The 25,477-nt window shown below is 26.7% G+C and carries 28 protein-coding genes; 13 read left to right on the top strand and 15 right to left on the bottom strand.

Annotated elements, in window-relative coordinates; all coding sequences use genetic code 11:
• Positions 1 to 76: 76 nt before the first annotated feature.
• Entirely contained in the window at positions 77 to 2,071 is a 1,995-nt protein-coding gene (locus AELL_RS04375) for a TonB-dependent receptor domain-containing protein (protein WP_118916782.1), read from the bottom strand.
• A 209-nt stretch (positions 2,072 to 2,280) separates the two neighbouring features.
• Here AELL_RS04375 and AELL_RS04370 point away from each other — a divergent pair, with 209 nt between their 5' ends.
• On the top strand, positions 2,281 to 3,021 hold the full coding sequence (locus tag AELL_RS04370; RefSeq protein ID WP_118916781.1) for a response regulator: 741 nt from the start codon (positions 2,281 to 2,283) through the stop codon (positions 3,019 to 3,021).
• Entirely contained in the window at positions 3,008 to 4,171 is a 1,164-nt protein-coding gene (locus AELL_RS04365; protein ID WP_226806015.1) for a sensor histidine kinase, read from the top strand. The genes AELL_RS04370 and AELL_RS04365 overlap by 14 nt, the downstream gene beginning before the upstream one ends.
• Here the strand turns inward: AELL_RS04365 and AELL_RS04360 are convergent.
• The 9 genes from AELL_RS04360 to AELL_RS04320 form a co-directional block, all read right to left on the bottom strand.
• A complete protein-coding gene (locus AELL_RS04360; RefSeq protein ID WP_118916779.1) occupies positions 4,161 to 5,237 on the bottom strand; it encodes an alpha-hydroxy acid oxidase in 1,077 nt (358 codons plus the stop codon). The two genes, AELL_RS04365 and AELL_RS04360, sit on opposite strands and share 11 nt — an antisense overlap.
• On the bottom strand, positions 5,234 to 5,914 hold the full coding sequence (locus AELL_RS04355) for a Fe2+-dependent dioxygenase (RefSeq protein ID WP_118916778.1): 681 nt from the start codon (positions 5,912 to 5,914) through the stop codon (positions 5,234 to 5,236). The genes AELL_RS04360 and AELL_RS04355 overlap by 4 nt, the downstream gene beginning before the upstream one ends.
• An 80-nt stretch (positions 5,915 to 5,994) precedes the next feature.
• On the bottom strand, positions 5,995 to 8,154 hold the full coding sequence (locus tag AELL_RS04350) for a TonB-dependent siderophore receptor (RefSeq protein ID WP_118916777.1): 2,160 nt from the start codon (positions 8,152 to 8,154) through the stop codon (positions 5,995 to 5,997).
• 107 nt (positions 8,155 to 8,261) lie between these two features.
• Positions 8,262 to 8,396 (bottom strand): hemin uptake protein HemP, encoded by a 135-nt coding sequence (hemP, locus tag AELL_RS04345; protein WP_118916776.1) that lies wholly within the window; start codon positions 8,394 to 8,396, stop codon positions 8,262 to 8,264.
• A gap of 120 nt (positions 8,397 to 8,516) precedes the next feature.
• Entirely contained in the window at positions 8,517 to 8,996 is a 480-nt protein-coding gene (locus AELL_RS04340; protein ID WP_118918611.1) for a hypothetical protein, read from the bottom strand.
• Positions 8,997 to 9,010: 14 nt separating this feature from the next.
• The gene (locus tag AELL_RS04335) at positions 9,011 to 10,564 is read right to left on the bottom strand and encodes a PepSY-associated TM helix domain-containing protein (protein ID WP_118916775.1); all 1,554 of its coding nucleotides are present in this window, start codon (positions 10,562 to 10,564) and stop codon (positions 9,011 to 9,013) included.
• 9 nt (positions 10,565 to 10,573) lie between these two features.
• Positions 10,574 to 10,879 carry a hypothetical protein gene (locus AELL_RS04330; RefSeq protein WP_118916774.1) on the bottom strand — a complete coding sequence of 102 codons (306 nt, stop codon included), beginning with the start codon at positions 10,877 to 10,879 and terminating at the stop codon, positions 10,574 to 10,576.
• Between the two features lie 41 nt (positions 10,880 to 10,920).
• Positions 10,921 to 13,047, bottom strand: coding sequence for a TonB-dependent siderophore receptor (locus tag AELL_RS04325; protein ID WP_118916773.1), 2,127 nt, complete (start codon positions 13,045 to 13,047; stop codon positions 10,921 to 10,923).
• A 258-nt stretch (positions 13,048 to 13,305) separates the two neighbouring features.
• Positions 13,306 to 13,992 (bottom strand): response regulator transcription factor, encoded by a 687-nt coding sequence (locus AELL_RS04320; RefSeq protein WP_118916772.1) that lies wholly within the window; start codon positions 13,990 to 13,992, stop codon positions 13,306 to 13,308.
• A gap of 69 nt (positions 13,993 to 14,061) precedes the next feature.
• Between AELL_RS04320 and AELL_RS04315 the strand changes: the two genes are divergently transcribed.
• Positions 14,062 to 15,756, top strand: coding sequence for a 7TM diverse intracellular signaling domain-containing protein (locus AELL_RS04315; protein ID WP_118916771.1), 1,695 nt, complete (start codon positions 14,062 to 14,064; stop codon positions 15,754 to 15,756).
• A gap of 16 nt (positions 15,757 to 15,772) precedes the next feature.
• Here AELL_RS04315 and AELL_RS04310 read toward each other — a convergent pair whose 3' ends face one another.
• Both AELL_RS04310 and AELL_RS04305 read right to left on the bottom strand, forming a co-directional pair.
• On the bottom strand, positions 15,773 to 15,958 hold the full coding sequence (locus AELL_RS04310) for a hypothetical protein (protein WP_118916770.1): 186 nt from the start codon (positions 15,956 to 15,958) through the stop codon (positions 15,773 to 15,775).
• Positions 15,959 to 16,072: 114 nt separating this feature from the next.
• Positions 16,073 to 16,465, bottom strand: a complete 393-nt coding sequence (locus AELL_RS04305) for a hypothetical protein (RefSeq protein WP_118916769.1) — start codon at positions 16,463 to 16,465, stop codon at positions 16,073 to 16,075.
• 127 nt (positions 16,466 to 16,592) lie between these two features.
• Between AELL_RS04305 and AELL_RS14230 the strand changes: the two genes are divergently transcribed.
• From AELL_RS14230 to AELL_RS04260, 10 genes are all read left to right on the top strand, one after another.
• Entirely contained in the window at positions 16,593 to 16,742 is a 150-nt protein-coding gene (locus tag AELL_RS14230; protein WP_164967266.1) for a hypothetical protein, read from the top strand.
• On the top strand, positions 16,742 to 17,191 hold the full coding sequence (locus AELL_RS04300; protein ID WP_118916768.1) for a Fur family transcriptional regulator: 450 nt from the start codon (positions 16,742 to 16,744) through the stop codon (positions 17,189 to 17,191). Before AELL_RS14230 ends, AELL_RS04300 begins: the two co-directional genes overlap by 1 nt.
• An 81-nt stretch (positions 17,192 to 17,272) precedes the next feature.
• Positions 17,273 to 17,587 (top strand): hypothetical protein, encoded by a 315-nt coding sequence (locus AELL_RS04295; protein ID WP_118916767.1) that lies wholly within the window; start codon positions 17,273 to 17,275, stop codon positions 17,585 to 17,587.
• Positions 17,587 to 18,270, top strand: coding sequence for a ferritin-like domain-containing protein (locus AELL_RS04290; protein ID WP_118916766.1), 684 nt, complete (start codon positions 17,587 to 17,589; stop codon positions 18,268 to 18,270). The genes AELL_RS04295 and AELL_RS04290 overlap by 1 nt, the downstream gene beginning before the upstream one ends.
• 3 nt (positions 18,271 to 18,273) lie before the next feature.
• Positions 18,274 to 18,474 carry a hypothetical protein gene (locus AELL_RS04285; protein WP_118916765.1) on the top strand — a complete coding sequence of 67 codons (201 nt, stop codon included), beginning with the start codon at positions 18,274 to 18,276 and terminating at the stop codon, positions 18,472 to 18,474.
• Entirely contained in the window at positions 18,471 to 18,833 is a 363-nt protein-coding gene (locus tag AELL_RS04280; protein WP_118916764.1) for a magnetosome protein MamC family protein, read from the top strand. Before AELL_RS04285 ends, AELL_RS04280 begins: the two co-directional genes overlap by 4 nt.
• Complete coding sequence (locus AELL_RS04275) at positions 18,826 to 19,173, top strand: YtxH domain-containing protein (RefSeq protein WP_118916763.1); 348 nt, start codon at positions 18,826 to 18,828, stop codon at positions 19,171 to 19,173. The genes AELL_RS04280 and AELL_RS04275 overlap by 8 nt, the downstream gene beginning before the upstream one ends.
• A 2-nt stretch (positions 19,174 to 19,175) precedes the next feature.
• Complete coding sequence (locus AELL_RS04270; RefSeq protein ID WP_118916762.1) at positions 19,176 to 21,284, top strand: heavy metal translocating P-type ATPase; 2,109 nt, start codon at positions 19,176 to 19,178, stop codon at positions 21,282 to 21,284.
• Positions 21,285 to 21,466: 182 nt separating this feature from the next.
• On the top strand, positions 21,467 to 21,697 hold the full coding sequence (locus AELL_RS04265) for a hypothetical protein (RefSeq protein ID WP_118916761.1): 231 nt from the start codon (positions 21,467 to 21,469) through the stop codon (positions 21,695 to 21,697).
• 66 nt (positions 21,698 to 21,763) lie between these two features.
• Entirely contained in the window at positions 21,764 to 22,273 is a 510-nt protein-coding gene (locus AELL_RS04260) for an ankyrin repeat domain-containing protein (RefSeq protein ID WP_118916760.1), read from the top strand.
• A gap of 18 nt (positions 22,274 to 22,291) precedes the next feature.
• Here AELL_RS04260 and AELL_RS04255 read toward each other — a convergent pair whose 3' ends face one another.
• From AELL_RS04255 to AELL_RS04245, 3 genes are read right to left on the bottom strand one after another with little or no spacing between them, the layout of a single operon-like run.
• Positions 22,292 to 23,503, bottom strand: coding sequence for an ABC transporter permease (locus tag AELL_RS04255; protein WP_118916759.1), 1,212 nt, complete (start codon positions 23,501 to 23,503; stop codon positions 22,292 to 22,294).
• Positions 23,503 to 24,207, bottom strand: a complete 705-nt coding sequence (locus AELL_RS04250; protein WP_118916758.1) for an ABC transporter ATP-binding protein — start codon at positions 24,205 to 24,207, stop codon at positions 23,503 to 23,505. Before AELL_RS04250 ends, AELL_RS04255 begins: the two co-directional genes overlap by 1 nt.
• A complete protein-coding gene (locus AELL_RS04245; RefSeq protein WP_118916757.1) occupies positions 24,197 to 25,468 on the bottom strand; it encodes an efflux RND transporter periplasmic adaptor subunit in 1,272 nt (423 codons plus the stop codon). The genes AELL_RS04250 and AELL_RS04245 overlap by 11 nt, the downstream gene beginning before the upstream one ends.
• Positions 25,469 to 25,477: the final 9 nt, after the last annotated feature.

Genomic DNA, 25,477 nt, shown 5'->3' with positions numbered 1-25,477 from the left:
TGATTTTTAACGGTTTTTTAACGAAATTGATAATTGTTATTATTTATTAGATAAGTAGAAGCCTACTTATCTTTTTTTAGAATTTATAATTCATTCCAAAGCTATATTTTCTACCATCTACATATCCATTTACACTATTTGCAACTTCTTTGTTTGTAATATTATAAACACCAGCTTTAAATGTTATATCCTTTGAAATTTTATGAATAAACCCAGTATCAATAGTTGTATAACTAACTGATGCTGTTGTATCACTTATTCCTTCACCTATAAAAGCTAATTGTGACCATAAATTAGTTGCTTTAGTTATATCATAAACCAATCCCGTATTAAATACATGTTTTGGTAAATCATTTAAAGGTTCTCCTATATTAGAGCCAGATTTTTGTTCAGAATGAGTATAAGTATAATTTGATCTTGAATTTAAGTCCTCAGTTAATTCATAATCAAATGTAAATTCCACACCTTTAACCTCAGCTTCATCTACATTTACAGTTTCTCTATAACTATAAGCTGCTGCTGGATAAGTAACACCATTATATACACACTCTACACCTGCTGCACAAATAATATCACCTCTTGTAATTCTATCTTTGAAATCTGTTTGATAAACTGTTAAACTAGATTTTAATCCTAAATCATTGTTTTCATAATCAAGTCCACTTTCGTATGTTAAAGAAGTTTCAGGCGTTAATTCACTATTTGGTAAAGAGTATCCACCTCTTGATGTTGGAATAAATTCAGGTGCAGAATTTCTAAGTGATGGTGCTTTATAACCTGCTATCACTCCACCTTTTAGGCTTAAATTATCAGTTAAATGATAAACTAGATAGGCTTTTGGACTTATTTGATCTCCAAATTGTTCATTATTATCATATCTTCCACTTAAAGTTAATGCTAAATCATCAGTTAACATCCACTCATCTTCTAAAAATAAAGAGTTTTGATATCTCTCTAAAGTAATATATCCTGTTGGATTATATACATAAGTTAAACCAGTTGCTCCATCACTTAGTTGTTCATTTTTATATGTTGCACCTGCTGAAAGAGTATGTGTATCAAACATATAAGTTGCTTGTGTATTAAGGGTTACTGTTTCAAACTGAACTCCATTTCCAGTTCCCCTTGTAGTATTATTTTTTGCATAATCATAATTGATATATGAACTTAAAATTAATCTATCATAAGTACCATCATGGCTTAAAAAATAGTTGTTTTTTAATGAACCTTGTCTTGATGCAGTTGCTGTTGTTGCTAAAGATTCACCTGGTGTTCTTTTATTTAAAGTATCTGTATGAGTTTGTCCTGTTGTAATTGTATTTGAATCATCAACTTTCCAAGTAAATTTTGTTCCAATATTTTTATTTATATAATCTCCATCAGATGTTGTAGAATCTCCAAATGCTGTTTGACTTCCCTCTTGTGTTCCTCTAATTCCACCTGATAATTGAAAACCTAAAACATCTTTTATTAGTGGTCCATTTAATACAAAACTTGTGTTATATCCATTTCCATTTACATCATTGTTTTTATCAGCAACTATATATTCAGTAGAAACACTTCCAGCCCATTTATTCATCACTTTTTTTGTAATAATATTTATAACTCCACCCATTGCATCAGAACCATAAAGTCCTGAAGCTGGACCTCTTACAACTTCAATTCTTTCAATCATTTCAAGTGGTGGCATAAGTGCAAGTTGTTGACCTTTTCCTCCACCATTAAATTCAAAAGTATCTCCACCTTGAGCTGGTCTTCCATCAATCAAAAATAGTGTATAAGAACTACTCATACCTCTAATAGAAATAGATTGTTCTGTTCCACTTCCTTGAACAATTACTCCTGGAACACTTTTTAAAACATCAGATAAATCTGTATATGATTTTTTAGCAATTTCTTCCCCTGAAATAACTGTGATACTTGCAGGAGCGTCTTTCAATTTTTGCTCATAACCAGAAGCTGTACTAACTGTCGTTACATTTATATCATCTAATGTTGTTGTATCTTCAGCTACTAATACAATATTTACTAATAATAAAGTTGCAGCTGTTTTTGCCATATTAATCTTCATATTTTTTCCTTGTAAGTAAAATATTTTGGCTGGCTATTTGTAGGAGAACTTACTTTTGCTGGCTATTTTGTTTTTTAGTAAAAACTTATGAAATTATATTGTTAAATAATGACTCAAAAATGATATTTTTGATAATAACTATTAAAATTAAAACTAATTTAAAGAACTTTACTTTATAATTAAGCACTTTAAAATAAGGGTTTTTAAATTTGTCGAGTAATTTATGTTCAAAAAAGAATTTTGATATTTTAATTGTTGAAGATGAATCAATCCTCGCTATGGCAATGGAATTAAAATTAAAAAAAATGGGATTTGAAATCAGTGGAATTGCTACAACAGCTGAAAATGCAATCCGACACACAATTAATTATTATCCTGATTTAGCTATTGTTGATATAAATTTAAACTCAACAAAAACAGGGATTGATGTAGCTACTTATATTTGGAAAAATTTTAATATTCCAATTATTTTTTTGACTTCATACTACAATGACAAAATATTAAATCAAGCAATGGAAGCAGAACCCTATGCATATTTGATAAAACCTTGCAGAAATGAAGAGTTAAAAGTTGCAATAAACACAACAATGCACAAACATCAATTTTTCTTCAAAAATAAAACACTTTTAAAACCAAATAAAACTAAATTTATCAACCTTACAAAAAATATAAAATTTGACACTATTCAGTTGGAACTTTTTATAGATGAAAAACCCTTTTATCTTACAAAAACAGAAAAAAAACTTTTTGAAATACTCTCATTAAATGCTGGTAAAGTCGTAAGTTTTAACACAATATTTAATTTTATTTATAGAGAAGATGTTTATGATTTATCAAAATTAAGATCTCTTATTTATCGATTGAAAAATAAGCTTGGATTTAATCCTTTTGAAAATTTATATGAAGAAGGCTATAGATTAAAATTAGAAAATGATAATGAAAATATTTAATTTAAAGAACTATTCTTTAATTACAAAAGTTTTAATTATTTTTTTTATCATAACTTTTTTTTCTATTTTTTTAAGAACAGCCCTTGCTCAACCAAAAATTGAAGAAAAAAATATAAAAGATGATGTTACACATATAACAAAAGCCCTTTTAGTAGCAAAAGATTTAGTAAATGAATCTACTTTAGAAATAGAGTTAAAAGAGATTTTAGAAAAAAATTTAGCTTTAAAAAGCTCAAAAGTTGAGTTTTTTAATTCTAATATCGATAAAGATTTTTTTACCTCAGAAGAAAAAATAGATAATAAAACTTTTATTGTTTGGTGTTTTAAATTAAATTTTAAAAATGAAAAAAATCGTTTTTTAAAATTTAGTCTTGATAAAAAAGAGCTTGAAGATAAAAACAATACAAGTTTTTTAGTAAAATTTTTACTTCCTGAAACTTTAATAGCTTTAGCAATTGGCATTTTTCTTATTTTAATACTTGTTAGAAAAATGTTAAAAGATATAGAGATATTAAATAAACAACTTACAAAATCTTTGGAAGAAAAAGATATTTTATTAAAAGAAATTCATCATAGAGTAAAAAATAATCTTGCTTTAACAATAAGTCTTATTGAGTTACAAGAAGAAGAAATAGATGATGTTAAAGCAAAAAAAGTCTTATTTAATATTCAAGAAAGACTCTACACTATGGAACTTCTTCACAGAAAACTTTATGAATCTACAAATTTGAGTGAAATTTCTTTAAAAAATTATATAAATGATTTAGTTCAAACCATTTCAAAAACATATAATTATCATGAAAAAATAGAGATAAAAATGAAAGTTGAAGATATAAATTTATCAATAGAAACAGCAATGCCTTATGGCTTAATTTTAAATGAACTACTAACAAATGCTTTTAAATATGCCTTTATAAACCAAAAAAATCCTAAACTTGAAATTTATATTTTGAAAAACAATAATGAAGAAATAGAACTAATAGTTAAAGATAATGGAAAAGGTTTACAAAAAGAGTTCTCTAAAATTTCAAATGAAACTTTGGGATTAAGACTTATAAATATGATTGTAAAATTTCAACTTATGGGAACTATAACTTATAGCTACGAAAATGGAGCAAAATTTTTAATAAAGAGTAATTTTAAAAAATAATCTCTTTATTTTTTATCTGCTTTATATCTTTACAACCTGTAAAAATCATAGAAACTTCTAATTCTTCTTTTAAGATTTTAAGTGTATGTGCAACACCTAAAGCACCTGCTGTTGCTAAACCATACATAATTGGACGACCAATTAAAACTGCACTTGCACCTAAAGCTATAGCTTTTATAATATCTGTTCCTCTTTTTATTCCACCATCAAATAAAATTGGAATTTTCTTATCAACAGCTTTTGTTATTTTTGGCAAAATTTCTATAGTTGATGGAAGTGTATCTAAAGTTCTTCCCCCATGATTTGAAACAATAATTCCATCAATTCCTAAATCTATTGCTTTTTTTGCGTAAGAAGTGTTTGTTATTCCTTTTAAAATAACTGGAAGTTTTGTATTATTTTTAATAAATTCTATATCTTTCCAAGTAGGAAGTATTTTTGCCATTTCTAAAATATTTTCAAAATTACTTATAGTTTGAATTGGATTATTTATGTTTACTGCACTAATATTTTCAGGTAAAGAAAATCCATATCTTTGTTCTACGTTTCTAATTCCTGAAATTGGTGCATCAATAGTTATGACTATTGCTTTAAAACCTAAGATTTCAGCTTTTTGTATTAGTTCTAAATTTGTTTTCATATCAGGTTGAATGTATAATTGAAACCATAATGGTGATTTTGTAGATTCTGAAATCTCCTCTAAAGTACAACTTGAAAAAGAACTAACACACATACAAGTATTTGTAACATTTGCAGCTTGTGCAGTTGCTATTTCACCATTTATATCCACTAATTTTTGATAAGCAACTGGTGCTAAGATTATTGGAGAGTCATAAGTTTGTCCAAAAAGTTCTATTTTTGTATTTGCTTCACTTAAATCTTCTAAAGTATTAGCTTCTAAATATATTTCTTGAAATGCCTCTTCATTTCTTTTAAAAGTTATTTCATCTCCTGCTCCACTACAAACATAAGCTAAAGAGTTAATACTCATTCGCTCTTTTGCATATCGTTCATAGTCTTTTAAAGAGACTAAATCATTTGGAATAAAAGTTAATTTTTCTTTCAAAGTTCAGCCCACTCTTGAAGAAGTTTATGATAATGAATTGATAAATTTACAGCTTCACTTGTTTCACCATATTTTGCTCTTATACTTTGAATAGTATTATCAAGTTCAAATAACATACTTCTTTTCCAAGCACTTCTTATCATACTTTGAACCCACATAAAACTAACCATTCTAGCTCCACTTGTAACAGGTTCAACTCTATGTAAAGAAGTTGATGGATAAAGAATCATATCTCCTGCTGGAAGTTTTACTTCATGTGTTCCAAAAGTATCTTCAATAACCATTTCTCCACCTTCATACTCTTCTGGGTCTGTAAAAAATAATGAACAAGAGATATCTGTACGATAATTTTTTTTCATTTTTTTATCAAACATTATTGAGTTATCAACATGATTTCCATAGTTTCCACCATTTTCATATCTGTTAAAAAATGGTGAAATAATATGATTTGGTAAAGCTGCACTTATAAACAAAGGATTACAACTCAAAGCATTTGTTATAACTTCTCTTAAATATGCAGTTAGTTCATCATTTTCTGATAATTGAAAATTATTTTTTACATTAACAGCTTGACTTCCAGCAGTTAATTTTCCATCTATCCAATTGGCATTATCTAATAATCTTCTACACTCAATTAACTGCTCTTTAGTTAAAACATTTGGAATATGTAAAATCATCTTTTTTCCTTTTATTACTTTATAAATAAAACAAAATTTCATCTATAAAATAATAATTCAATCCCGAAGGATTGAATTAATTAAAATTTATATGCAAAAGTTAATAATCCACTTCTTGAAGCACCTGGTGTGTATCTTCTTCCAGAATTATTCATATTTGCAACATACTCTTCATCAGTTAAATTATAAACATTTAATTGATAAGTAATATTTTTGTTATATTTGTATGAAGCCATAGCATCATAAACAACATACTCTTCAATTTTTGAAATAGGAGCTGTTGAAGTTGTACTTATTTTAACTTCTTGAGTTCCTACATATCTTGCACCTGCTCCTAGATTAAACGCTGGTGTAAATTTATATGTTGTCCATAAAGTTGCTGTATGTTCAGGAGCAAATCTTAGACTTAATCCTTCATTTGTTGATGTTGAGTTAGTATATTCAGTATCCATTTTTGCAAGTCCTGCACTCATACTCCATTTATCAGTGATATCACCTACAATACCAAACTCAATTCCTTTTACTTCTTTTTCACCATTTTGAGAAGTAGTTCCGTCTGCTTCTGTCATAGTTTCATTTTCAACTACTGTTTTATAAATAGCTGTTGTTAAAGAAATTCTATTATTTAATAAATCCCATTTTGTACCAATTTCATCAGTAGTTGATTTTTGTGGTTCCATATCTGGATTATTTGCATTTGTAGTTGTTGCACTTAAAGTAAAGTTGGCTCCACCTGGAGGTAATTGTGTAGTTGCTCTTGAGATGTAAACACTTCCATTATCAAGTGGTTTGTAAACTAACCCTGCTTTATAACTATTTAAGTGCCCATCATCTTCTAATGTTGAAGCAACTAAAGTACTTGAAACTACATCATTTGTTGTTTCATATCTATCAAATCTTCCACCACCTGTTAGGATAAATTTCTCACCAATACTAATTGAATCAAATAAATATGCTCCAATTGTAGTTGTTTCTCCATCACTTTTTTGACCAGAGAAAGTTAAGTCATTCCAAGAAATAGCTGTTGGATTATATAAATCTGTTATTTGAGCTGTTTGAGAAGCATAATTTTTTGTTAATTGATTCTCTTTTGTAATTTCTACACCTGTACTTACATTATGAATTAACATACCTGTTTTAAATTCAGTTTTTATATTTGATTGATTTGTTAATAATTCATTCTCTTGCCATCTAGCATGTAATCTTCTATCAACTGTATTTGCTGTTGAGTCATAATTAAATGGAGAAGTTAATAACATCTCTTGTCTAGTTTTACCATATCTCATAGTATTTGAGAATGTTGAATTTGAAGCGAAATCTTGTTCAAATTTAACTGTAAAAGTATCACTTTTAGATTCTTCAAAATCATTTACGCTTCCGTAAAATGTTGAAGAATCAACTTTTTGATTTAAACCATCAAGTCCAACAGTTGGAATTCCTCCATCTGGAACATCATCTTGAATAGTATGTTCATAATTAATTGTAGTTCTTGAAGCTGTCCCAATTCCAAATGCAACAGAAGCAGCAATTCCAGTTCTATCTATTTCAACTTCATCTCGCCCAGCTACTTCACCTTTTTGTTTCATAACATTTAATCTAACACCTGTTGTTTCATTTAGTGCTTTGTTTAAATCAGCTGTTAATCTTGCATTTTTTGCAGTGCTATACCCTACTGTTCCAGAAACTTCATCAACATTTTTTGCTGTTTTTGTAACTTGATTTATATATCCAGAAGAAACACCTCTTCCATTATCAGAACCAACTGCACCTTTTGTAACTTCAACAGCTTCAGTGTTGTACATATCTTTTGCTGCATTTGTTAAATCTCTAATTCCATCTTTGAAAATACTTCCTTGAACATCAAAACCTCTCATATTGATATTATCTTTTGAGTTTGTGTTTCCATTTTCACCAAGATTTAAAGTAATACCAGGAGTATTTCTTAAAGCTTCTTGTAAAGTAGTTGCTTGTTGTTCATCCATTACTTTTTTTGTAATAACTTGTATTGTTTGAGGAGTATCAACTAATTCTTGTGTAACTTTAGATGAAGATGATTTATCCACTTTATATTTTTCTGTATAATCATTTTTTTCAACTTCAACAACATCGATTTTGTCTAATACAGTTGTTGCTTCAGCATTAAGCATCATAGGAGTTGTTAATAATACTGCTGCTGTTACAACAGATGCACCTAGATAATTTGTAGTTTTGTGTTTTTTACTTACGATATGATTTCTCAATTTTATTTCCCTCCAAGAAAATTAAATATTTTTTATGTTTGATTTTAATTTTTGGCTGGCTACTTTTTAGGAGAACTTTTTATTTTTTGGCTAGCTATTTAATATAATTATTTTGTTAGGATTAGTTTATTTGCTTTTGTGATTCTTAAGTGATATTCTTGTCCATCATGAACAATTGTTATGATATTTGTCTGATTGAAAATCTCTTTACTATCAATTTTTTTATCTTTTTTTTCTTTCATTATCACTCTCGTAAAATTTTTAACTAATTATTAACAAAATGTAAACGGGATATTAACGCAAGAAATCTTAAAAATAAATAAAATTGATAATTGCTATCAATATTATAAAGAGGAGCCTCTTTATAATTGTGTATTTTTTAATTGTTTTAAAATTTTATTACTATTTTTATTACTAAAATAGATTGTTAAAATTAATAAAACCATAATAATTAGAAAAAATGTTAAAGTAAAACTATCCCATTCATGTACTTCATGTTCTGGTTTTGTTAATTTTTCTTTTATTTCTGGTTTTACTTTTATTTCATCATCTCTTTTTTCAAAAATTCCTGTTTTAATAACTTTTTCACCTGGACCTCCATCAAGAACAATCTGATAAGGTTCATTTGGTATTGAAACAGTAATTTCACTCTCTTTTGGTAATCTTTGTTTAAAAATCACTTCTCCTGTTTGTAATGATTCAAATCTAATCATAGCACCAGGAATTGTTTCTCCACCAATTAAAGTAACTGTTTTATCCCTATTTTCTATAACATTTAACATCAATTCATGTGAATAAATATATGAAGTTAAAAAAAGAAAAATATACATAATTTTTTTCATATTTGTAAATCCTTTTAAATTTTTTTTGTCCAAAAAGCTTGGATTTCTTCTCTTTTTGTAGGAAGTTTATAAGCAACAAAAAACAATATCGCACCAAACAAAAATAAACCAATATCAACGTTTAAAATAGTAAACATCTCTTCATTTAAAAGTCTAATTGGTGAAAAACCACTATTAATAAAATGCACAATTGGACTTAACATAAATAAAATTCCACCTAAGAAAAGAAACTCTTTTGCTGTTTGATAAGAGTTTAATCTGTAAAAAGACCAAGTTAAAGTTCCTACCCATAATATTGCAAAAAGTTCTTTTTGTATTAAAACTCTATTTTGCATATCAAAAGGTAATAACCACTGTAAAAAAAACAGTAAACCTGTTGCAGGAATAACTCCAATCATTACTGCTAAAGAAAGTTTTCCCATTCCTTGATATACTGGTATTCCTTCAGGGAATTTTCTTGCTCTTTTTTCAAGCCATAATAAAACTCCAAAACCAATTGCAAAAGTTGAAATTGTCATAATTATTGCTACTAAAAATCTAGTAAAAGTATCAACACCAAACAAAAAATGTAAGAAAAAAACACTATCATAAAATAGTCCAGACCAATGTTTATCCATTACTGTTTGTTGTGTTATCAAACTTCCATCAACTCCACTTAAAGTCACACTTGGTTTGTTTGAAATTCCATTTAAAAATGGCATATATGGATTATATCCTTCAAGTTTTGCAGTTGCACTTGAATCTTGCCAATTTGTGAGTTCTATTTCTTGAATATCAATATTTGGATTAATTTCTTTTGCTTTTTTGATTAATTCATTCATTGTTATCATTTGAACATTATCATTTTTCTTTTCTATCTCTTTTTCAAGTGGATATAAAATTGGATAAGTTAGTTGTAAAACATTTGTTGCTTCGCCTTTTGATGCAAGATAAGCCATTGGAGCTGAACCTGTAAATCCTATATTCATCAATGCCCCTGTTAAAGTTATAATAATAAAAGGAGGAAAGACAAATGTAAATATTTTTCTATGCCATTTTGAAAATCTGCTAGTTGCTGTTTTTGAACTATTTTTATATTTTATTTTTGTTATAAGTATTACTCCACCAATAACTAAAAACATAACACCTACTGCCATAAGACCAAATAAAATATATCCAAAATCCTTAAAAGGTCTCCCATAATGCATATGATTTAAAAACTTTGCAAGTTCTGATGCTTTGTCTTCATTTTCAACTTCTTGATTTGTATTTGGATTAAAAACTCGTGTTTTAGTAAAATCTGTACTTATTCTTAATGCTGGATCACCCATATATCCAGGAAGTATTATATGAATTCCATTTATTTTTGGATAATCAGAATCTGCTAAAACTGGATCAATCATAGCTCCATAATCAATTGTTGAAATATCAGCTAATTTAAAATGTCGTGATGGTTTTTCCCATACTTGAATATAAGGAAGTAATATTGCAAAGATTCCAAAAAATACAGCAATATACATAAGTAATGAAAGGGAAATTCCAGTTGCTACATGAACCCTTTGAAGTCTTTGATTAAATTGTTTACTCATTTATTTACCTCAAATATTATATAAAATTATTATCAAAATAGAAAAAATAGAAGATGGAACAATAACTTTTAATAAAGCATTTAATTTTGTAGAAGATAAACTAATCCATAAAGCACAAACTGCCCAAACAAAAGTATTTAAAAGTAAAGGAATTATTATTGATTCTCCAACACTAGCTGGAATTAAAAATATTAGTAAAGTCATTGAAAGATAAGCAACTAACAAACCACCAAATATTGCACAAATTGTTCTAAATAAACCTATCTTTTTTCCACTTGATTCAGGAATAGATAAAGATTTTATTAATTTTTTCATTTTTCTCCTAAAATAAAAAAGAGACTTTAAAAGTCTCTTTTTTAGAATTTATATCTCATTGTAAGTGTTGTATTTCTTGGATCACCATAAACCATTGAATTTGCTCCAATTCCAGTGTAATACTCTTTATCAAAAATATTATTTATATTTAATTGTAAATCTGTATTTTTTGATAATTCATAACCTAACATTAAATCAGTAGTTATATAAGCGTCTTGTGTAATTTCAGATAAACCTGTTCCAGTATAAATTTTACTTTTATAATTTAATCCAAGACCTGCTCTATATTCATTTACTTTATATTTCGCAAAAATATTGGCTGTTGTTCTTGAAGCCTTTGTATTAAACTTTTCTCCATTTGCATCTTCAGCTTCAAAATTTGCTAATCCAAAATCCATACTGAAGTTATCAGTTATTTGTCCTGCTATATCAAATTCAAATCCTTTACTTGTTACTCCATCAGCTGATACACTTGCTACTGTTGTTGTTCCAGGAACAAAAGTTCCAGAAGGATCATCTTCTGCTACATTATCTTGTTCTATTCTAAATAGTGCTAAAGATGTATTTAATCTATTATCAAAATATTCTCCTTTAATTCCTATTTCATAATTATTCCCTTCAATTGGGTCTAAATACTCCCCACTAACTGTTTTTTTATCTTGTGGTTTAAAAATACTTGTATAACTTGTATAGATTGAATGATTTTTGTCTAAATCATAAACTAATCCAACATAAGGTGTTAATTCATTATCAAATTTTCTACTCTGTTTTGTTGAATTTTTACTTGTATATTCCCAGTTACTAACTCTTGCTCCTACAATAAATTTTAAATCATCCATCAATAAAATATTATTTGCTAAATAAATTGCTTTTTGTTCAATTTGTTCTGGCTGTAAAATATAAGGTGCATCAGAACTTGAAGCACTTGGAAGTGTTAAATTATAATCATAAAAATTGTTTAGTGTAGAGTAATATCCATTTGGATATCTTCCTTCATATTTTGTTGTTTTATCTAAATTATAAGAAGTTCCAATCACTAATTCATGTTCTTTTTTAGCAAGTTTATAAGGTATGTTCATAGATAAATCAATATTATGTTGTTTATTCTGAGTTTGAGCTTCCCAATCCATATATTGTAACCCACTACCATCTACTTTATTAACTTTACCAGAAAAATATAATAAAGCTGTATCAGTATTTATTTCATCATAAGCATAAGATAAATTTAAAGTCATATCTTTTGGTAAATATTGTTTTAAATCAGCAAATACAGATTTTATTTCACTATTCCAATAAGTCCAATCATCACTTACAGTTTTTGACCTACTAAAATCAGTTCTTGTTCCATCACTATAAAAAGCAGGTAAACCACCCCATCTAACACCATCTCTATCTAAATTTTGATATGAAACTCCCGTTGATAAATAAGTAGTATCACTTAAATCTGAATCTATTACTCCATAAAATAAATTATTTTCTCTTTTATAATTATCCATATATGAATCTTGTTCTTCATGTTTTAAAACAACTCTTCCTCTTACACTTCCACTTTCATTTAAAGCAGAACCCACATCTGCTGCTATTCCATAAGAGTCCCAAGAACCAGCAGTTGCTGAAATATCTCCTGTTAATTCTTTACTATTTGCTCTTTTTCTAACAAGATTAATACTCATTGAAGGATTACCATAACCAGTTGTTAATCCATTTGCTCCTTTTACTAATTCAACTCTATCATATACAGATAAATCAAAATCTCTTTCATTATAAGTTGAATAAGTGGGCATTCCATCAATTTTGTAATAGTCAATATCAAATCCTCTTGCACTTGCATTAACTCTTTCATCCCATCTATTTAAAGTAACTCCAGGTATTTTTTCAAGTACATCTTGATAAGAACTTATATTTGTATCTTTTAAATATTGGTTCGTCAATACTTTTACAGATTGTGGGGTATCTTTAACAGATAAATTTAATTTTGTTGCTGTTCCCATACTTTTTGTTGTATATGAATCTACCCCTTCTGTTGTACCTTCACTAATATAATATCCAAGCTCTTCAGATACTTTAATCTCTTCCAGAATAGTTTTTTCTTCTGCTTTTGCATTTGCAGATAATGCTAATGACAAACAAAGTGATAATGGAATTATTTTTCTTTCAATATTTTTCATATGTTTCCTTTTTTCATTATAATTATGATAATTACTCTCAATTAATTATGGAATTAAATCAATTGTTTTCTTAATTATTCCTTAGTAGAAAAGTAATTTTTGCCTATAAAAATAATTTTTTAACAAAGACATTTTTAGGACATTTTTTTAATATAATTGATTTTAAATTACTATTTTATGGTAAATTTAGTTTTTTATTTTATGATTTTATAAAGATATTTTTATTTTTTTTGTTAGATAAAAATAATTATTAATTTTTTAAAAAATTGTAATTATTTTATATCCAACTTTTGAGAAATTTTCTAAAGAATTCTTTGGAAGTTTACTTCTTAATTTTCTTGCAACTGAACGAATTGCATCTTCACTCATAAAAGATTCATTCCAAACAACTGCTTGAATTGTTTCATAAGTTACTAAATTGTTGTTATTTTCACAAAGTAAAGTCAAAAAATCTGTCTCTTTATTTGTTAGTTTCACTTGTTCATTATTTACAAATAAGGATTTACTCAAAAGATTAAAATAAGAATCTTTTGAAAAATATTTTAGATTTTTGTTATTGTTTCTTATTTTATTTACACATTGATTTAATATTGGAAATATTGTTTCATGTCGAATTGGTTTGACTAAATATTTTTCAAGTCCCAACTCAACAGCTTCTAACAAATAATCAGTTTTTGTATATGCACTTAATACTATAATTTTTGTATCTAAATTTTTTTGCCTAATCTTTTTCACCATCTCTAAACCATTTGTTTTAGGCAAATTTATATCAGTTATAATAATATGAGGTTTTTTAACTTCAATAATCTCAAATGCTTCATTTACATCTTTTGCTTCATAAACCTCATCAAACAATCTTTTTAAATATGAAGTTGCATTAATTCTAATATTATCTTCATCTTCAACAAATAAAATCTTTATATTTTTAAATTCATTTCTACTCATTTCATATTATACAAAATATTTTCTAAATTATGATAACTATTATTAATATTAATTAAGTATAATTTCAAAATGAAATATTTATTACTTTTAATCCTATTTATATCAAACCTACAAGCACACTATTTTATCAAAGATTATATATCTGAAGATAATATAAATTTTAAAGAAGCCTCTTTTACAGAATATAAAACAAAAAAGATAAAAGAGTTTACAATCAAATTTAAAATTGATTTAGAAAAACTAAAAAATAGAATAAATTATTTGACAATTGTTTCTGATAAAAATTCATTAATTTATACAAATGCAAATTATGAAATAATAAATAATACAATGGTAATAAAACTAGATTCTAATCAAAAAAATGAACTATTTTTTCACTATAAATATGAAAAACCAAAACGAGCTGAATTTAGATGGAATACAATTACAAATTTTGAATATACCTATTTATTAAAATTTGAAGGTATTTTATATGGTATCTCTTATGGAATAATATTTTGTGCTTTTTTATACTATATCATTATCTATTTTTCAACAAAAATGAGATGTTTTTTATATTACTCCTTAATGCAATTTTTTGTTTTATTATCTTTGATTGGTTTTGTATATTTTAGTTATAAACCATATCCTGACTCAATTCCCCAAGCAATAGTTGATTTTTGTGAAACTCTTAGTTTTTTATTTACACTTTTATTTACACAAACTATTTTAAATACAAAAGAAAAAATACCAAAAGTTCATAATTTTTTTAACTTTTTTATTCTATTAAATATCTTTGATTTAGTAGCTATATGTATTTATAAATACTCGATTCTTTATGAGTATTTACCTTTTTATATAGGTTTTCTAATTCCAACTATTGCTGGATTTATAGCTATTTTAAAAGGTGATAAATATGCAATTATTTATACTTTTGGTTGGTTAGTTGTATCTATATTTATTTATATTGCTGAAAATAGAATATTTCCTATTAGTAATATTTATATAATTCATATAGGAGCTCCTTTAGAATCTTTAATTTTTAGTTTTGCATTAGGATATATGTTAAAGATTTTAGTAAAAGAAAAAAATGAAAAAGAAAAACTTTTAATTCATAAAAGTAAACTAGCTTCCATGGGAGAGATGATTAATAATATTGCCCATCAATGGAGACAACCATTAACTCATCTTGGTTTTATAAATATGAATTTGCAACTTGCATTTGAAGATAACCCAATAAATAAAAAATATCTAAATGAAAAAATTGAGGAATCAAATTCACAATTAGATTTTATGTCAAAAACGATTGATAATTTTATGGATTTTTATAAATTAAATAAAGAAAAAGAGCTTTTTTATATTAGTAATGCTGTAAAAAAGGCTCTTGATATAATGGAACCTATTTTTGAAAGTCATGAAATAGAATTTGATTTTAATGTAATAAAAGATAAACAAATCTATGCTTATGAAAATGAGTATTCCCAAGTTATATTAAATCTTTTAACAAACTCAAAAGATGCAATTATTTCAAGAAATATAAAAAAACCTAAAATAAAAATTGCAATTGATACAAAAAATAATATTTCAAAAACTACTATTTCAGATAATGCAGGAGGAATAGAAGATAAATTTATTAATATGATATTTGAACCATATTTTACAACTAAACAAAAAGGAAATGGAATAGGACTTTATATGTCAAAAATGATTATTGAAAGCCATTTTAGAGGTAAAATAAATGTTGTAAATGATAAATATGGTGTTTCTTTTTCAATAATAATCTAAAACTAAAAAAGAATTTCTATTTAATCTCTTTTTCTTGTAAATTTGTTTTACCACATCTAGGGCAAGGATTACCAGGATTTGCATGACAGGCATAACAAAATCTGGTATTACAACCCTCACATGTGTATTTACAATGTTTACAAACAAAAGTTTTTTCTCTTTTGAATTTTTTCTCTTTTTTACCAAAAATAAAACCAAACATCAAAATCCTTTTATGATTAATAAAAAAGTGTATCTAAGAATTTATCAGTTTAAAATGATTTTAGTCAATCTTTAGTATAAAAGTGAAAGAAAATATTCAATTATAAAGTTTCCTCTATAATCGAATATTTTTTTGTAAATAAGAAATCATATCTTTATTTACTAAAGATAAGGCATTTCTCTCAATTTTTTCATTTTGAGAAAATCTGTTTAATCTATTTATATAATCTTCAATTTTCTCTTCTAATTTTCTATCATTTACCAAAAGTATGATTTTTGCTGAAATTCTTTTTATTTCTCTAATTTGTGTTTGAAAATTTTCATCATCAATTAACATAATCTCTTCTGTTAATTTAGAATATAAATCCAATTTTGTATCTCTAAGCCATTTATTTTGTTCAATTTTATTATTTATTTTTGAAGAGACTAATGTATCAACCAATTTTGTCGCAACTGCCCCAACTAAGGCACTTTTTGCAACTGATGTTAAAAGAGTAACATTTAACATAAAAATCCTTTTTATTTTTTTTGATTATATTTATGAAATACTTAATTTTCATTTAAAATGATAATTACAATCAATATTCTTTTAAGAAATTTAATGTTAAAGTTTCATTTAATAAAAGGAGTTTAATATGAAAAACTTTATGGATGTTAATAATGAAAAAATCTCAAATTCATCTTTGTACAAAACAAATGTAAAAATTCATAAAAATTTATGGAAATTATATGGACTAACTCTTGGTTTTAGTGTAATATTTATCTTAATAAAAGGTATAAACTAATGGAAAATAATCAAGAAGTAGCATTTAATATATTTTTAAAAAATTTTAAAAAACAAGTTTCAAAAATTGGTTTAAAAAATTCAATACAAAAAGATTATATTTTAAAAGTTTTATACTTTTCAAAAAAACATCTAACAGCTGAAGATATATCAAATGAGATAAAAACAATTTATAATGTATCTATCGGTATTGCAACAGTTTATAGAGCTATGAAATTTTTTCATGATATGAAACTTGTAAATCAGTTAGATATTGGAGATGGGATTTTAAGATATGAACTTAATCTTTCAGATCATCATGACCACCTTATTTGTACTTCTTGTGGCACAATTATTGAGTTTACTGATGATTTAATTGAATTAAATCAAATTAAAATTGCAAGTAAAAACAATTTTATTTTAAAAGAACATGTAATGACAATTTATGGCTTATGTGAAAGATGTCAATAATCTTTTGATAATAATTATTAGTTTATAATAAGTTTACTTTAATATTTAAAAAGAAAAAATACATCTAAGAAAGGATTATTTTTGATAAGTACAGATGATATTATAAAAATTGCTAGTTATTTTTCTATTATTGCACATACTCCTGGAAGGCTAAGAGTAAGAGTTAATCCAAAAATTACACAAAATGCTGGAAATATCTCTTTAAGTGATATAGAAGATTTACCAAAAAAAATAGATGGAATAATAAATATTAAAATAAATAAAATTATTGCATCTGTTACAATTACTTACGACCCAAATATTTTTAAACCAAAACTTTGGGAAGATTTAGTTAAAAATGAAAATTTAGAAGAGTTATCAATACTCATAAACAAACTTGCAAAGGAGGTAATTTAATGGAAGAAAATATTGATGAATCCTTATTAATAAAAGCAAGAGTTGATATAAATAGTGACATTCCTGTTCAAACTCAGATTTTAAGAATTGCTGTATATGATGAGTTCAAAGCTTATGAAACATATACAAAAATAATTGAAAAATTTGGTTTAGTTCAACCTTTTGTAAATATTAAAGAGGCAGAAGCTATTCACTATGCTACACTTATTCAACTAATGCAAAAATATAATATTGAAGTTCCAATAAATAATTGGGCTTCAAGAATTGAAATTCCAAACACTTTAATTGAGTGTTGTGAAATGGGAGTTGCAGGAGAAATAGCAAATATTGCTATGTATAACAATTTATTAGGTTATGCAGTTGAAGATGATATAAAAGATACTCTTTTCAAACTACAAGCTGCTTCATATAATAATCATCTACCTGCATTTAGAAATTGTGTAATAAATCACTATTCAAATGGAAATAATACAAATATAAATCAAGAAAATATTATGGAAAAACTTGGAGAATATCAAGTTATTTTAGATGATATTATGTCTGGAAATATTGATGAAAGTTCAATATCTAAAATCTTTTCAAAATTAAATCTATCTATGGTTAGTGGTGCTGTTTTAGGTGGTGCTATTATTGCACTTTTAAATAACTATATTTCAAAAAAAAATATTGAAGAAGAGGAGTAAAAAATGGCTTTACCATTTATATTAGGATTGGCTGTAGGTGCTGGTGCTGTTATTGCTTTTAGTAATAAAGACAAACTAAAAGAAAAAACTTCAAAACTATTTGAAAAAACAAAAGAAAATGTAAATGAAATAAAAGAGACTATTTGTGCTACAAAAGAGTGCATAGAAGAGAAGAAAAAAGAAAAAGCTAAGGAAGAAGAATGAAAGATATTACTATCAATACCGGAACACCAAGAAATGTTTTAGGTCATGTTATTAGTGGAGCTGTTGCTAGTGCTGTTATTAGTGGAGCAATTAATTATAAAAAAGCACAATCAAGACAAATAACAAAAAAAGAGGCAATTAAAGATACTATTAAAAGAACTTCTCAAGGAGCAATTGCTACAGGAAGTGCAATTGCAACTGCAAATTATTTAGGTCAAGAAGGTGGATTATTCAAAGCATTAACAGCTGCAAGTATTGGAATGATGGGAATTTATGCAATTGAAGTAATTGAAGAAAAACTTGACCAAAAATATTTAACAAATCAAAATATCCCTGTTGAGGAGGAAGATTATGAATAATCAATATGATTTTAATATTGAAAACAGTAGACCTAAAAATACTCAAAATGGAATAAATATTAATCAAAATCCTTATATTAATCAAAATATAAATTCATTACAAACTCCTACTCAAAATCAAATGCCAGTAGCTAATTCTAATGGATTTATAAATAATGATTTTGTAAAAGGTGCACTTTTAGGTGCTGCTGTTACTTATCTTCTTACAAATAAAAATGCTCAAGAGACTATTTTAAAAGCCTTTGGAAAAGGAAGTGAACTTTTTCAAGCTGGAATTGAAGAGTTAAAAGAGAGATACGAAGACGCAAAAGCTCAAATGCAAGCACAACAAGAACAGTAAAAATGAAAAACAAATTTGTAAAAGTACATCAAACTGCTTTTAGAGTAAGATATAAACTCTTCTTATTAAAAGAAAAATATATTGATGAAGAGATTTTAAAAAATTACTTTAGAAAAATAAAAGAGATAGAAAGTGTAAGAATTAATAAAAAAGCTTACAGTATTATCTTTGAATTAAAAAGTGATATAACTTCAAAAATTGAAGAGATTTTAAATAATTTAACAATTGAAGAGTTATTAAAATCTTGTGAAGAAGAAGTTGCAGCTGTTTGTGTATCTTGTGTAAGTAGTGAAGAACCTTCTATAAAAGGAATAATTAGAGCTAGTTCAGCCTTAGTAACAGAAAGATTTATTACAAATAATGCTTTAAAAGCAACTCTTACTACTGCTGCTTGTGTTCCTTTATTGGTTGAAGGTTCAAAAGAGTTGTTAAATGAAGGTTTAACTTCAAAAGTATTAGAAAGTGCAGCAGTTGCAATTTCAATATACAGAAAAGATTATTTGGCTGCAAACTCAACAAATGCTATGCTTGAACTTGGTGAATATATTGAAGAGACGACTGTTCATAAAAGTGATGATTTATTAAAAGAGTTATCAAAACCAAATGTTGAAGAGGCTTGGATAGAAAAAAAGATTGATGATAAAATCACTGAAATCTTAGTAAAAAGTGAAAACATTCAAGTTGGAGATATAGTTGTCGTTGGAATTGGAAATACAATTCCAGTTGATGGACATATTATTGAAGGAAGTGGTAGTGTAAATCAAGTTTCAATGACAGGAGAAGCACAACCAGTTGTAAAATATAGAGGTGATAGAGTTATTTCTGGAACAATTGTTGAAGAAGGAAGATTTAGAATTTGGGCTGAACATGTTGGAGCAAATACAGCAACTCAAAGAATAAAACACTATATAGAAAACTCTTTAAATGAAAAATCATCAGTTCAATTAAAAGCAAATAAACTTGCAAATAAATTAGTTCCTGTAACTTTAGGCTTAGCTGGAGTTTCATATATATTTGCAAAAGATTTTGAAAGAGTAGCTTCTATTTTACAAGCTGATTATTCTTGTGCTTTAAAACTTGCAACTCCTGTAGCGTTTAAATCAACTATTTCAAAAGCTGGACATAATGGAATTATGATAAAAGGTGCGAAATCTATTGAGGCTTTAAATAGTGCTGATACTTTTGTTTTTGATAAAACAGGAACTTTAACAGCTGGTGAACTTGAAGTTATAAGTGTTGAATCTTATAGTGATAAATGGAGTGAAGATGAAATTTTAAATCTAACTGCTTCAACTGAAGAACACTATTTTCATCCAGTGGCTGAAGCTGTTGTAAAGGCTGCAAAACAAAGAGGTTTTGTACATATGCACCATGAAGAAGTTGAATTTATAGTGGCTCATGGAGTAAAAACAGAAGTAAATGGAAAATCTGTAGTTATTGGAAGTAGACATTTTTTAGAAGATGATGAAAAAATAGATTTTGGAGAACATAAAGAGAAAATTGAAAACTCTTTAAAAAATGGAAAAACTCTATTATATGTTGGTTACGATGGGAAATTACTTGGAACAATTGGTTTAAGTGATGAGTTAAGAAGTAATGCAAAAGAATCAATAAAAAAACTAAAGAAATTAGGTGTTAAAAATATTATAATGTTAACTGGCGATACAAAAGAAAAAGCTTTAAAAATTGCTAGTGAATTAGGGATTGATGAAGTAAGAGCTGAACTTTTACCTCAAGATAAAGCAAATATAGTAAAAGAGTTAATGGCTGAAGGTAAAAAAGTAGCTTTTGTTGGAGATGGAATAAATGATGCTCCTGCACTTATTTCTGCACATGTTGGAATTTCAATGAGTAGAGGTGCAGATATAGCAAAAGCAACTGCTGATATATCTTTACTGAAAGATGATATTGCTGCTGTTGTTGAAGCAAAAGAGTATGCAAATAAAACTATGAATTTAATAAACAATAACTTTAATGCGACAGTTGGAATAAACTCTTGTATTTTAGCAGGTGCTACTTTTGGGGTATTTTCTCCAATTGTAACAGCAGTTTTACATAATGGTACAACTATTGGATTACTGTTTAATTCAATAAAAGGTGTAAAAATCTAATTATATGATAATAGTTATCAGTTTTATTTAAGTATATACTGATAGAATTATGATAATTATTATCAAAAGGATTTTTGTGCCAATATTATTTCTTGCAACAGCTTTAACAGCCGTTTTAACAGTTAAAACAGTAAACAAAACAGTAAAAACTATGGAAAGAAGAAAAAAAAGGAAAATAAATAATGAAATTTGATTTAGAACTTCAAAGAGAAGCTGCAAAAATTGGAATGACAGCAACGTTAGGTGCTACAGTAGTAACATCAATGTTTATGAAAAACTCTATTGCTAAAAAAACTCACGTTGTTGCAGGAGTTGCATTTTGTGGCTTCGCATTATGGCACCATATGCTTTACCAACCAAAAAAAAATAATCAAATTAAAAAAACAAAAGAAGAAAAACCTCAGCTTAATTAATATTTTCAACTTCAGTTAAGATTCTTTATATTATGATAACAATTATCATTTTTATAAAGGATTAGTATGTCTAATAATCATCTTCTTGAAAAAAATCTAAATGAAAAAATTGTTGCAAATATCTTTTCTTCTCTTGTAGATGGAGAAAAATGGGAAATGTTAATAGAGATGTTTAGACTGCAGGTTCTAAATATAAATGCAAGGGATTATAAAGGAAGAAATGCATTATATTGGGCAATTTGTAAAAATAAAACTGATGTAATAAAAAAACTACTTGAACTAAATATAAGTACAGAAGTATCTACAAATCTATCTGCTATAAATTATGCTGTTTATATGGATAACATAAAAGTCATTAAATGCCTAAAAAATTGTGGCATTGATATTAATGAAACAGATGATATAAACTCTACTCCTTTAATTTATGCAATCTTATATAATAAACAAAATAGTATTAAGTACCTTTTAGAAAATGGTGCAAATATAGAACATGAAGATTTTTTAGGAAATAGTGCTCTTAATTTAGCAAAAAATCTGAAAATTGATTTTTTAATGGAAAAGTTAAATATTAAGTAGAAAATTTCTACTTAATATTTATTCATATCGTAAAGCTTCAATTGGATTTAATCTTGCAGCTTTTCTAGCTGGAAAATATCCAAAAACAACTCCAATCAGTGTAGAAAAGAAAAATGAAATCATAATTATTTGCTTATTAATAATAAACAATAAATCCATTGAATTAACAACTATGTAACCAATACACATCCCAAAAACAATTCCTATAATTCCCCCAAACATTGATAAAACAACTGCTTCAACTAAAAATTGAAGTAAAACTTCACTCTCCATTGCTCCAATAGCAAGTCTAGTTCCTATTTCTCTTGTTCTTTCAGTTACAGAAACTAACATTATATTCATAATTCCAATTCCTCCAACAAGTAAAGAAATTGCTGCAATTGAACCAAGTAAATATGTAAGCATTTTAGTTGTAGATGTCATAGTTGATAATAAATCTTCCATATCACGTATGTGGAAATTATCAGCTTCACCAACTTTTATAGCTCTTCTTTCTTGCATCAATAAAGTTATATCTGTTTTTGCACCTTCAATATATTTTCCTTCAGTTATAGAAATTAAAATTGAAGATATATCTTTATTACCTTTTATTTTACTTTGATACATTTTAAGAGGAACAATAATAATCTCATCTTGGTCATTACCAAAAGCTGCTGCACCTTTTGATTTTAAAACTCCAATAATATTACAAGAGATATTTTTAAGTCTTATATTTGCTCCAATAGGACTTTCTGCATCAAATAACTGTTTTACTATTGTTGTTCCTACAATACAAGAAGATTTTCCACTATTTAACTCACTCTCTTCAAAAGTTCTTCCTTCAAGTAACTCCCAATCTTTAATAATAAAATAGTCATTAGAAGTACCAATTACAGAGGAACTTGTACTTTTATTTCCATAAACTATATTCATTTTTGTTGAGTTTTCAGCTGCAACTGCTTTTATATTTTGAATATCATTTTTTATTGCAACTATATCATCTTGTGTAAATGGTTTTGCACTATTATCATCTCTTGGAGCTCCTCGTCTTTCTTGCCCTACTCTTAAAGTTAGCATATTTGTTCCAAGTTTAGAAATACTTTGTTTTACATTTGCAGTTGTTCCATCTCCAATCATAACCATTGCTATTACAGAAGCAACTCCAATTACAATTCCAAGGATTGTTAAAAAAGATCTTAAAAGATTTCTTCTAATCTCTTTTAAGGCTATTAATAAGGCATTAGTTAACATTATTTATATCCTTTTTTTAAACTATCATCAATATGCCCATCTCTAAAATATATGATTCTATTTGCATACTTAGCCATCTCTTCTTCGTGCGTTACCATAATAATCGTAATACCTGACTCTTCGTTTAACTCTTTTAATAAATTCATTATCTCAACACTTTTTATACTATCAAGATTTCCCGTTGGTTCATCTGCAAGTAACACCAAAGGATTTGTTACAATCGCCCTTGCAATTGCCACACGCTGTTGCTGACCTCCACTAAGTTCAGCTGGAGTGTGATGACTTACACTTCCAAGTCCAACTTTTTCCAAAGCTTTTAGAGCTAATATTTTTCTTTGTGCCAAAGGAACTTTTCTATAAATCAAAGGTAATTCAACATTTTCTAAAGCAGATGTTCTTCCAAGCAAATTAAACCCTTGAAACACAAAACCTAAATAGTTTCTTCGTAAAATTGCCATTTGATTTCTATTTAGTTTTTCTACATTTATTCCATTAAATAAATATTCACCACTACTTGGTTTATCTAAACATCCTATCATATTCATAGAAGTTGATTTACCACTTCCACTTGCTCCCATAATAGCGATAAATTCACCTTGTTTAATTGTAAAACTAACACCATTTAGAGCATAAGTTTTAGCTTCACCTAAACCATAGGTTTTTACTATATTTTTAAACTCTATGATAGTCTTATTAGTTTGCATTTTCACTCTTTTGTGAAATAATTACTACATCATCTACTTTTAAATCATTTGATTCAATAGTTGTTGATTTTCCATCACTGTCTAAAACTTTAACCATTACACGTTTAGGTTGATTATTTTCTAAAATAAATATAGGAGAAAACTCTCTTTTTCCTAACTCTTTTGGAGCATTTTCACCTAAAGGACGTCTTGGAGGTCCTACAAAAGTCATCGTTCCTTTTTTCTCATCAGTTTGAGGCATTTTTGGTTTAAATCTTAATGCACTATTTGGAATAATCAATTTATCAAGACTCTGTTTTGTAACAATATTTGCAGTTGCAGTCATTCCAGGTCTTAAAAGTAACTCTTCATTATCAACTGAAACAACTGTTTCATAAGTTACTACTCCATTTGTATCAGTTGGATTAAGTCTTACTTGTTTAATTTTTCCTTTAAAAGTTCTATTTGGATAAGCATCAACTGTAAAAGTAACAGGTAAATCTTTTTTAATATCTGCAACATCTGATTCATCAATACTTACAATTAAATCCATATTTCTTAAATCTTTTGCAATAACAAAAAGTTTTGGAGCATTCATAGAAGCTGCAAGTGTTTGTCCAACTTCAACGGCTCTATCTAAAACTATACCTTTTATTGATGATTTAACTTCTGCTTTATCTAAATTTTGCATTGCAGTTTTTAAAGTAAATGAAGCTTGTTCAACTTTAGATTTTGCAGCTTGTAAAGATGATAGAGCTGCTTCATAACCAAATTTAGCTTGGTCTAACTCATTTTTTGATGGATATTTTCCACCTGAACTATTAAACATTTTTAAAGTTCTATCATAAACTAATTTTTTATTTTTTAAATCAACTTCACTTTCAAGTTGATTTGCTTTTGCAATTGCTAAAGCTGCTGTTTGTCCATCAACTTCAGATTGTAATTTTCTTGTATCAAGTCTTGCTAAAACTTGTCCAACTTCAACTTCATCATTAAAATCAACATAAATCTCTTTTAAAGTTCCAGATACTTCAACTCCAACTTCAACACTATTTGTAGGATTTAAAGTTCCTGTTGCACTAACAACTACTGATAAATCACCTCGTGTTACATTTTTTGTTACATATTCAACAACTTCACTTTTATTTGTTTTATTAAAAATTAAAAAATAATAGGCTAAAACAGCACCTACAACTAAAAATAGTATTACAAAAATATAGAATTTTTTTGATTTTTTATTACTATGACTCTCTAACTCTTCCAATAACTTTTTATCTTCCATCTATCTACC

Source organism: Arcobacter ellisii, from assembly GCF_003544915.1.
Lineage (GTDB): Bacteria > Campylobacterota > Campylobacteria > Campylobacterales > Arcobacteraceae > Aliarcobacter > Aliarcobacter ellisii.
Note: the sequence above shows the minus strand (reverse complement) of the source record. Positions and strands in the feature narration are given on the sequence as shown.

Coding starts and splice junctions, on each gene's coding strand:
- AELL_RS04255 (WP_118916759.1), bottom strand. CDS start 23,503: ATGTTAACTAATGCCTTATTAATAGCCTTAAAAGAGATTAGAAGAAAT.
- AELL_RS04355 (WP_118916778.1), bottom strand. CDS start 5,914: ATGATTTTACATATTCCAAATGTTTTAACTAAAGAGCAGTTAATTGAG.
- hemP (WP_118916776.1), bottom strand. CDS start 8,396: ATGAAAGAAAAAAAAGATAAAAAAATTGATAGTAAAGAGATTTTCAAT.
- AELL_RS04340 (WP_118918611.1), bottom strand. CDS start 8,996: ATGAAAAAAATTATGTATATTTTTCTTTTTTTAACTTCATATATTTAT.
- AELL_RS04320 (WP_118916772.1), bottom strand. CDS start 13,992: ATGAGTAGAAATGAATTTAAAAATATAAAGATTTTATTTGTTGAAGAT.
- AELL_RS04280 (WP_118916764.1), top strand. CDS start 18,471: ATGAAAGATATTACTATCAATACCGGAACACCAAGAAATGTTTTAGGT.
- AELL_RS04300 (WP_118916768.1), top strand. CDS start 16,742: ATGGAAAATAATCAAGAAGTAGCATTTAATATATTTTTAAAAAATTTT.
- AELL_RS04315 (WP_118916771.1), top strand. CDS start 14,062: ATGAAATATTTATTACTTTTAATCCTATTTATATCAAACCTACAAGCA.
- AELL_RS14230 (WP_164967266.1), top strand. CDS start 16,593: ATGAAAAACTTTATGGATGTTAATAATGAAAAAATCTCAAATTCATCT.
- AELL_RS04375 (WP_118916782.1), bottom strand. CDS start 2,071: ATGAAGATTAATATGGCAAAAACAGCTGCAACTTTATTATTAGTAAAT.
- AELL_RS04250 (WP_118916758.1), bottom strand. CDS start 24,207: ATGCAAACTAATAAGACTATCATAGAGTTTAAAAATATAGTAAAAACC.
- AELL_RS04305 (WP_118916769.1), bottom strand. CDS start 16,465: ATGTTAAATGTTACTCTTTTAACATCAGTTGCAAAAAGTGCCTTAGTT.
- AELL_RS04285 (WP_118916765.1), top strand. CDS start 18,274: ATGGCTTTACCATTTATATTAGGATTGGCTGTAGGTGCTGGTGCTGTT.
- AELL_RS04275 (WP_118916763.1), top strand. CDS start 18,826: ATGAATAATCAATATGATTTTAATATTGAAAACAGTAGACCTAAAAAT.
- AELL_RS04245 (WP_118916757.1), bottom strand. CDS start 25,468: ATGGAAGATAAAAAGTTATTGGAAGAGTTAGAGAGTCATAGTAATAAA.
- AELL_RS04260 (WP_118916760.1), top strand. CDS start 21,764: ATGTCTAATAATCATCTTCTTGAAAAAAATCTAAATGAAAAAATTGTT.
- AELL_RS04335 (WP_118916775.1), bottom strand. CDS start 10,564: ATGAGTAAACAATTTAATCAAAGACTTCAAAGGGTTCATGTAGCAACT.
- AELL_RS04325 (WP_118916773.1), bottom strand. CDS start 13,047: ATGAAAAATATTGAAAGAAAAATAATTCCATTATCACTTTGTTTGTCA.
- AELL_RS04310 (WP_118916770.1), bottom strand. CDS start 15,958: ATGTTTGGTTTTATTTTTGGTAAAAAAGAGAAAAAATTCAAAAGAGAA.
- AELL_RS04270 (WP_118916762.1), top strand. CDS start 19,176: ATGAAAAACAAATTTGTAAAAGTACATCAAACTGCTTTTAGAGTAAGA.
- AELL_RS04330 (WP_118916774.1), bottom strand. CDS start 10,879: ATGAAAAAATTAATAAAATCTTTATCTATTCCTGAATCAAGTGGAAAA.
- AELL_RS04265 (WP_118916761.1), top strand. CDS start 21,467: ATGAAATTTGATTTAGAACTTCAAAGAGAAGCTGCAAAAATTGGAATG.
- AELL_RS04290 (WP_118916766.1), top strand. CDS start 17,587: ATGGAAGAAAATATTGATGAATCCTTATTAATAAAAGCAAGAGTTGAT.
- AELL_RS04365 (WP_226806015.1), top strand. CDS start 3,008: ATGAAAATATTTAATTTAAAGAACTATTCTTTAATTACAAAAGTTTTA.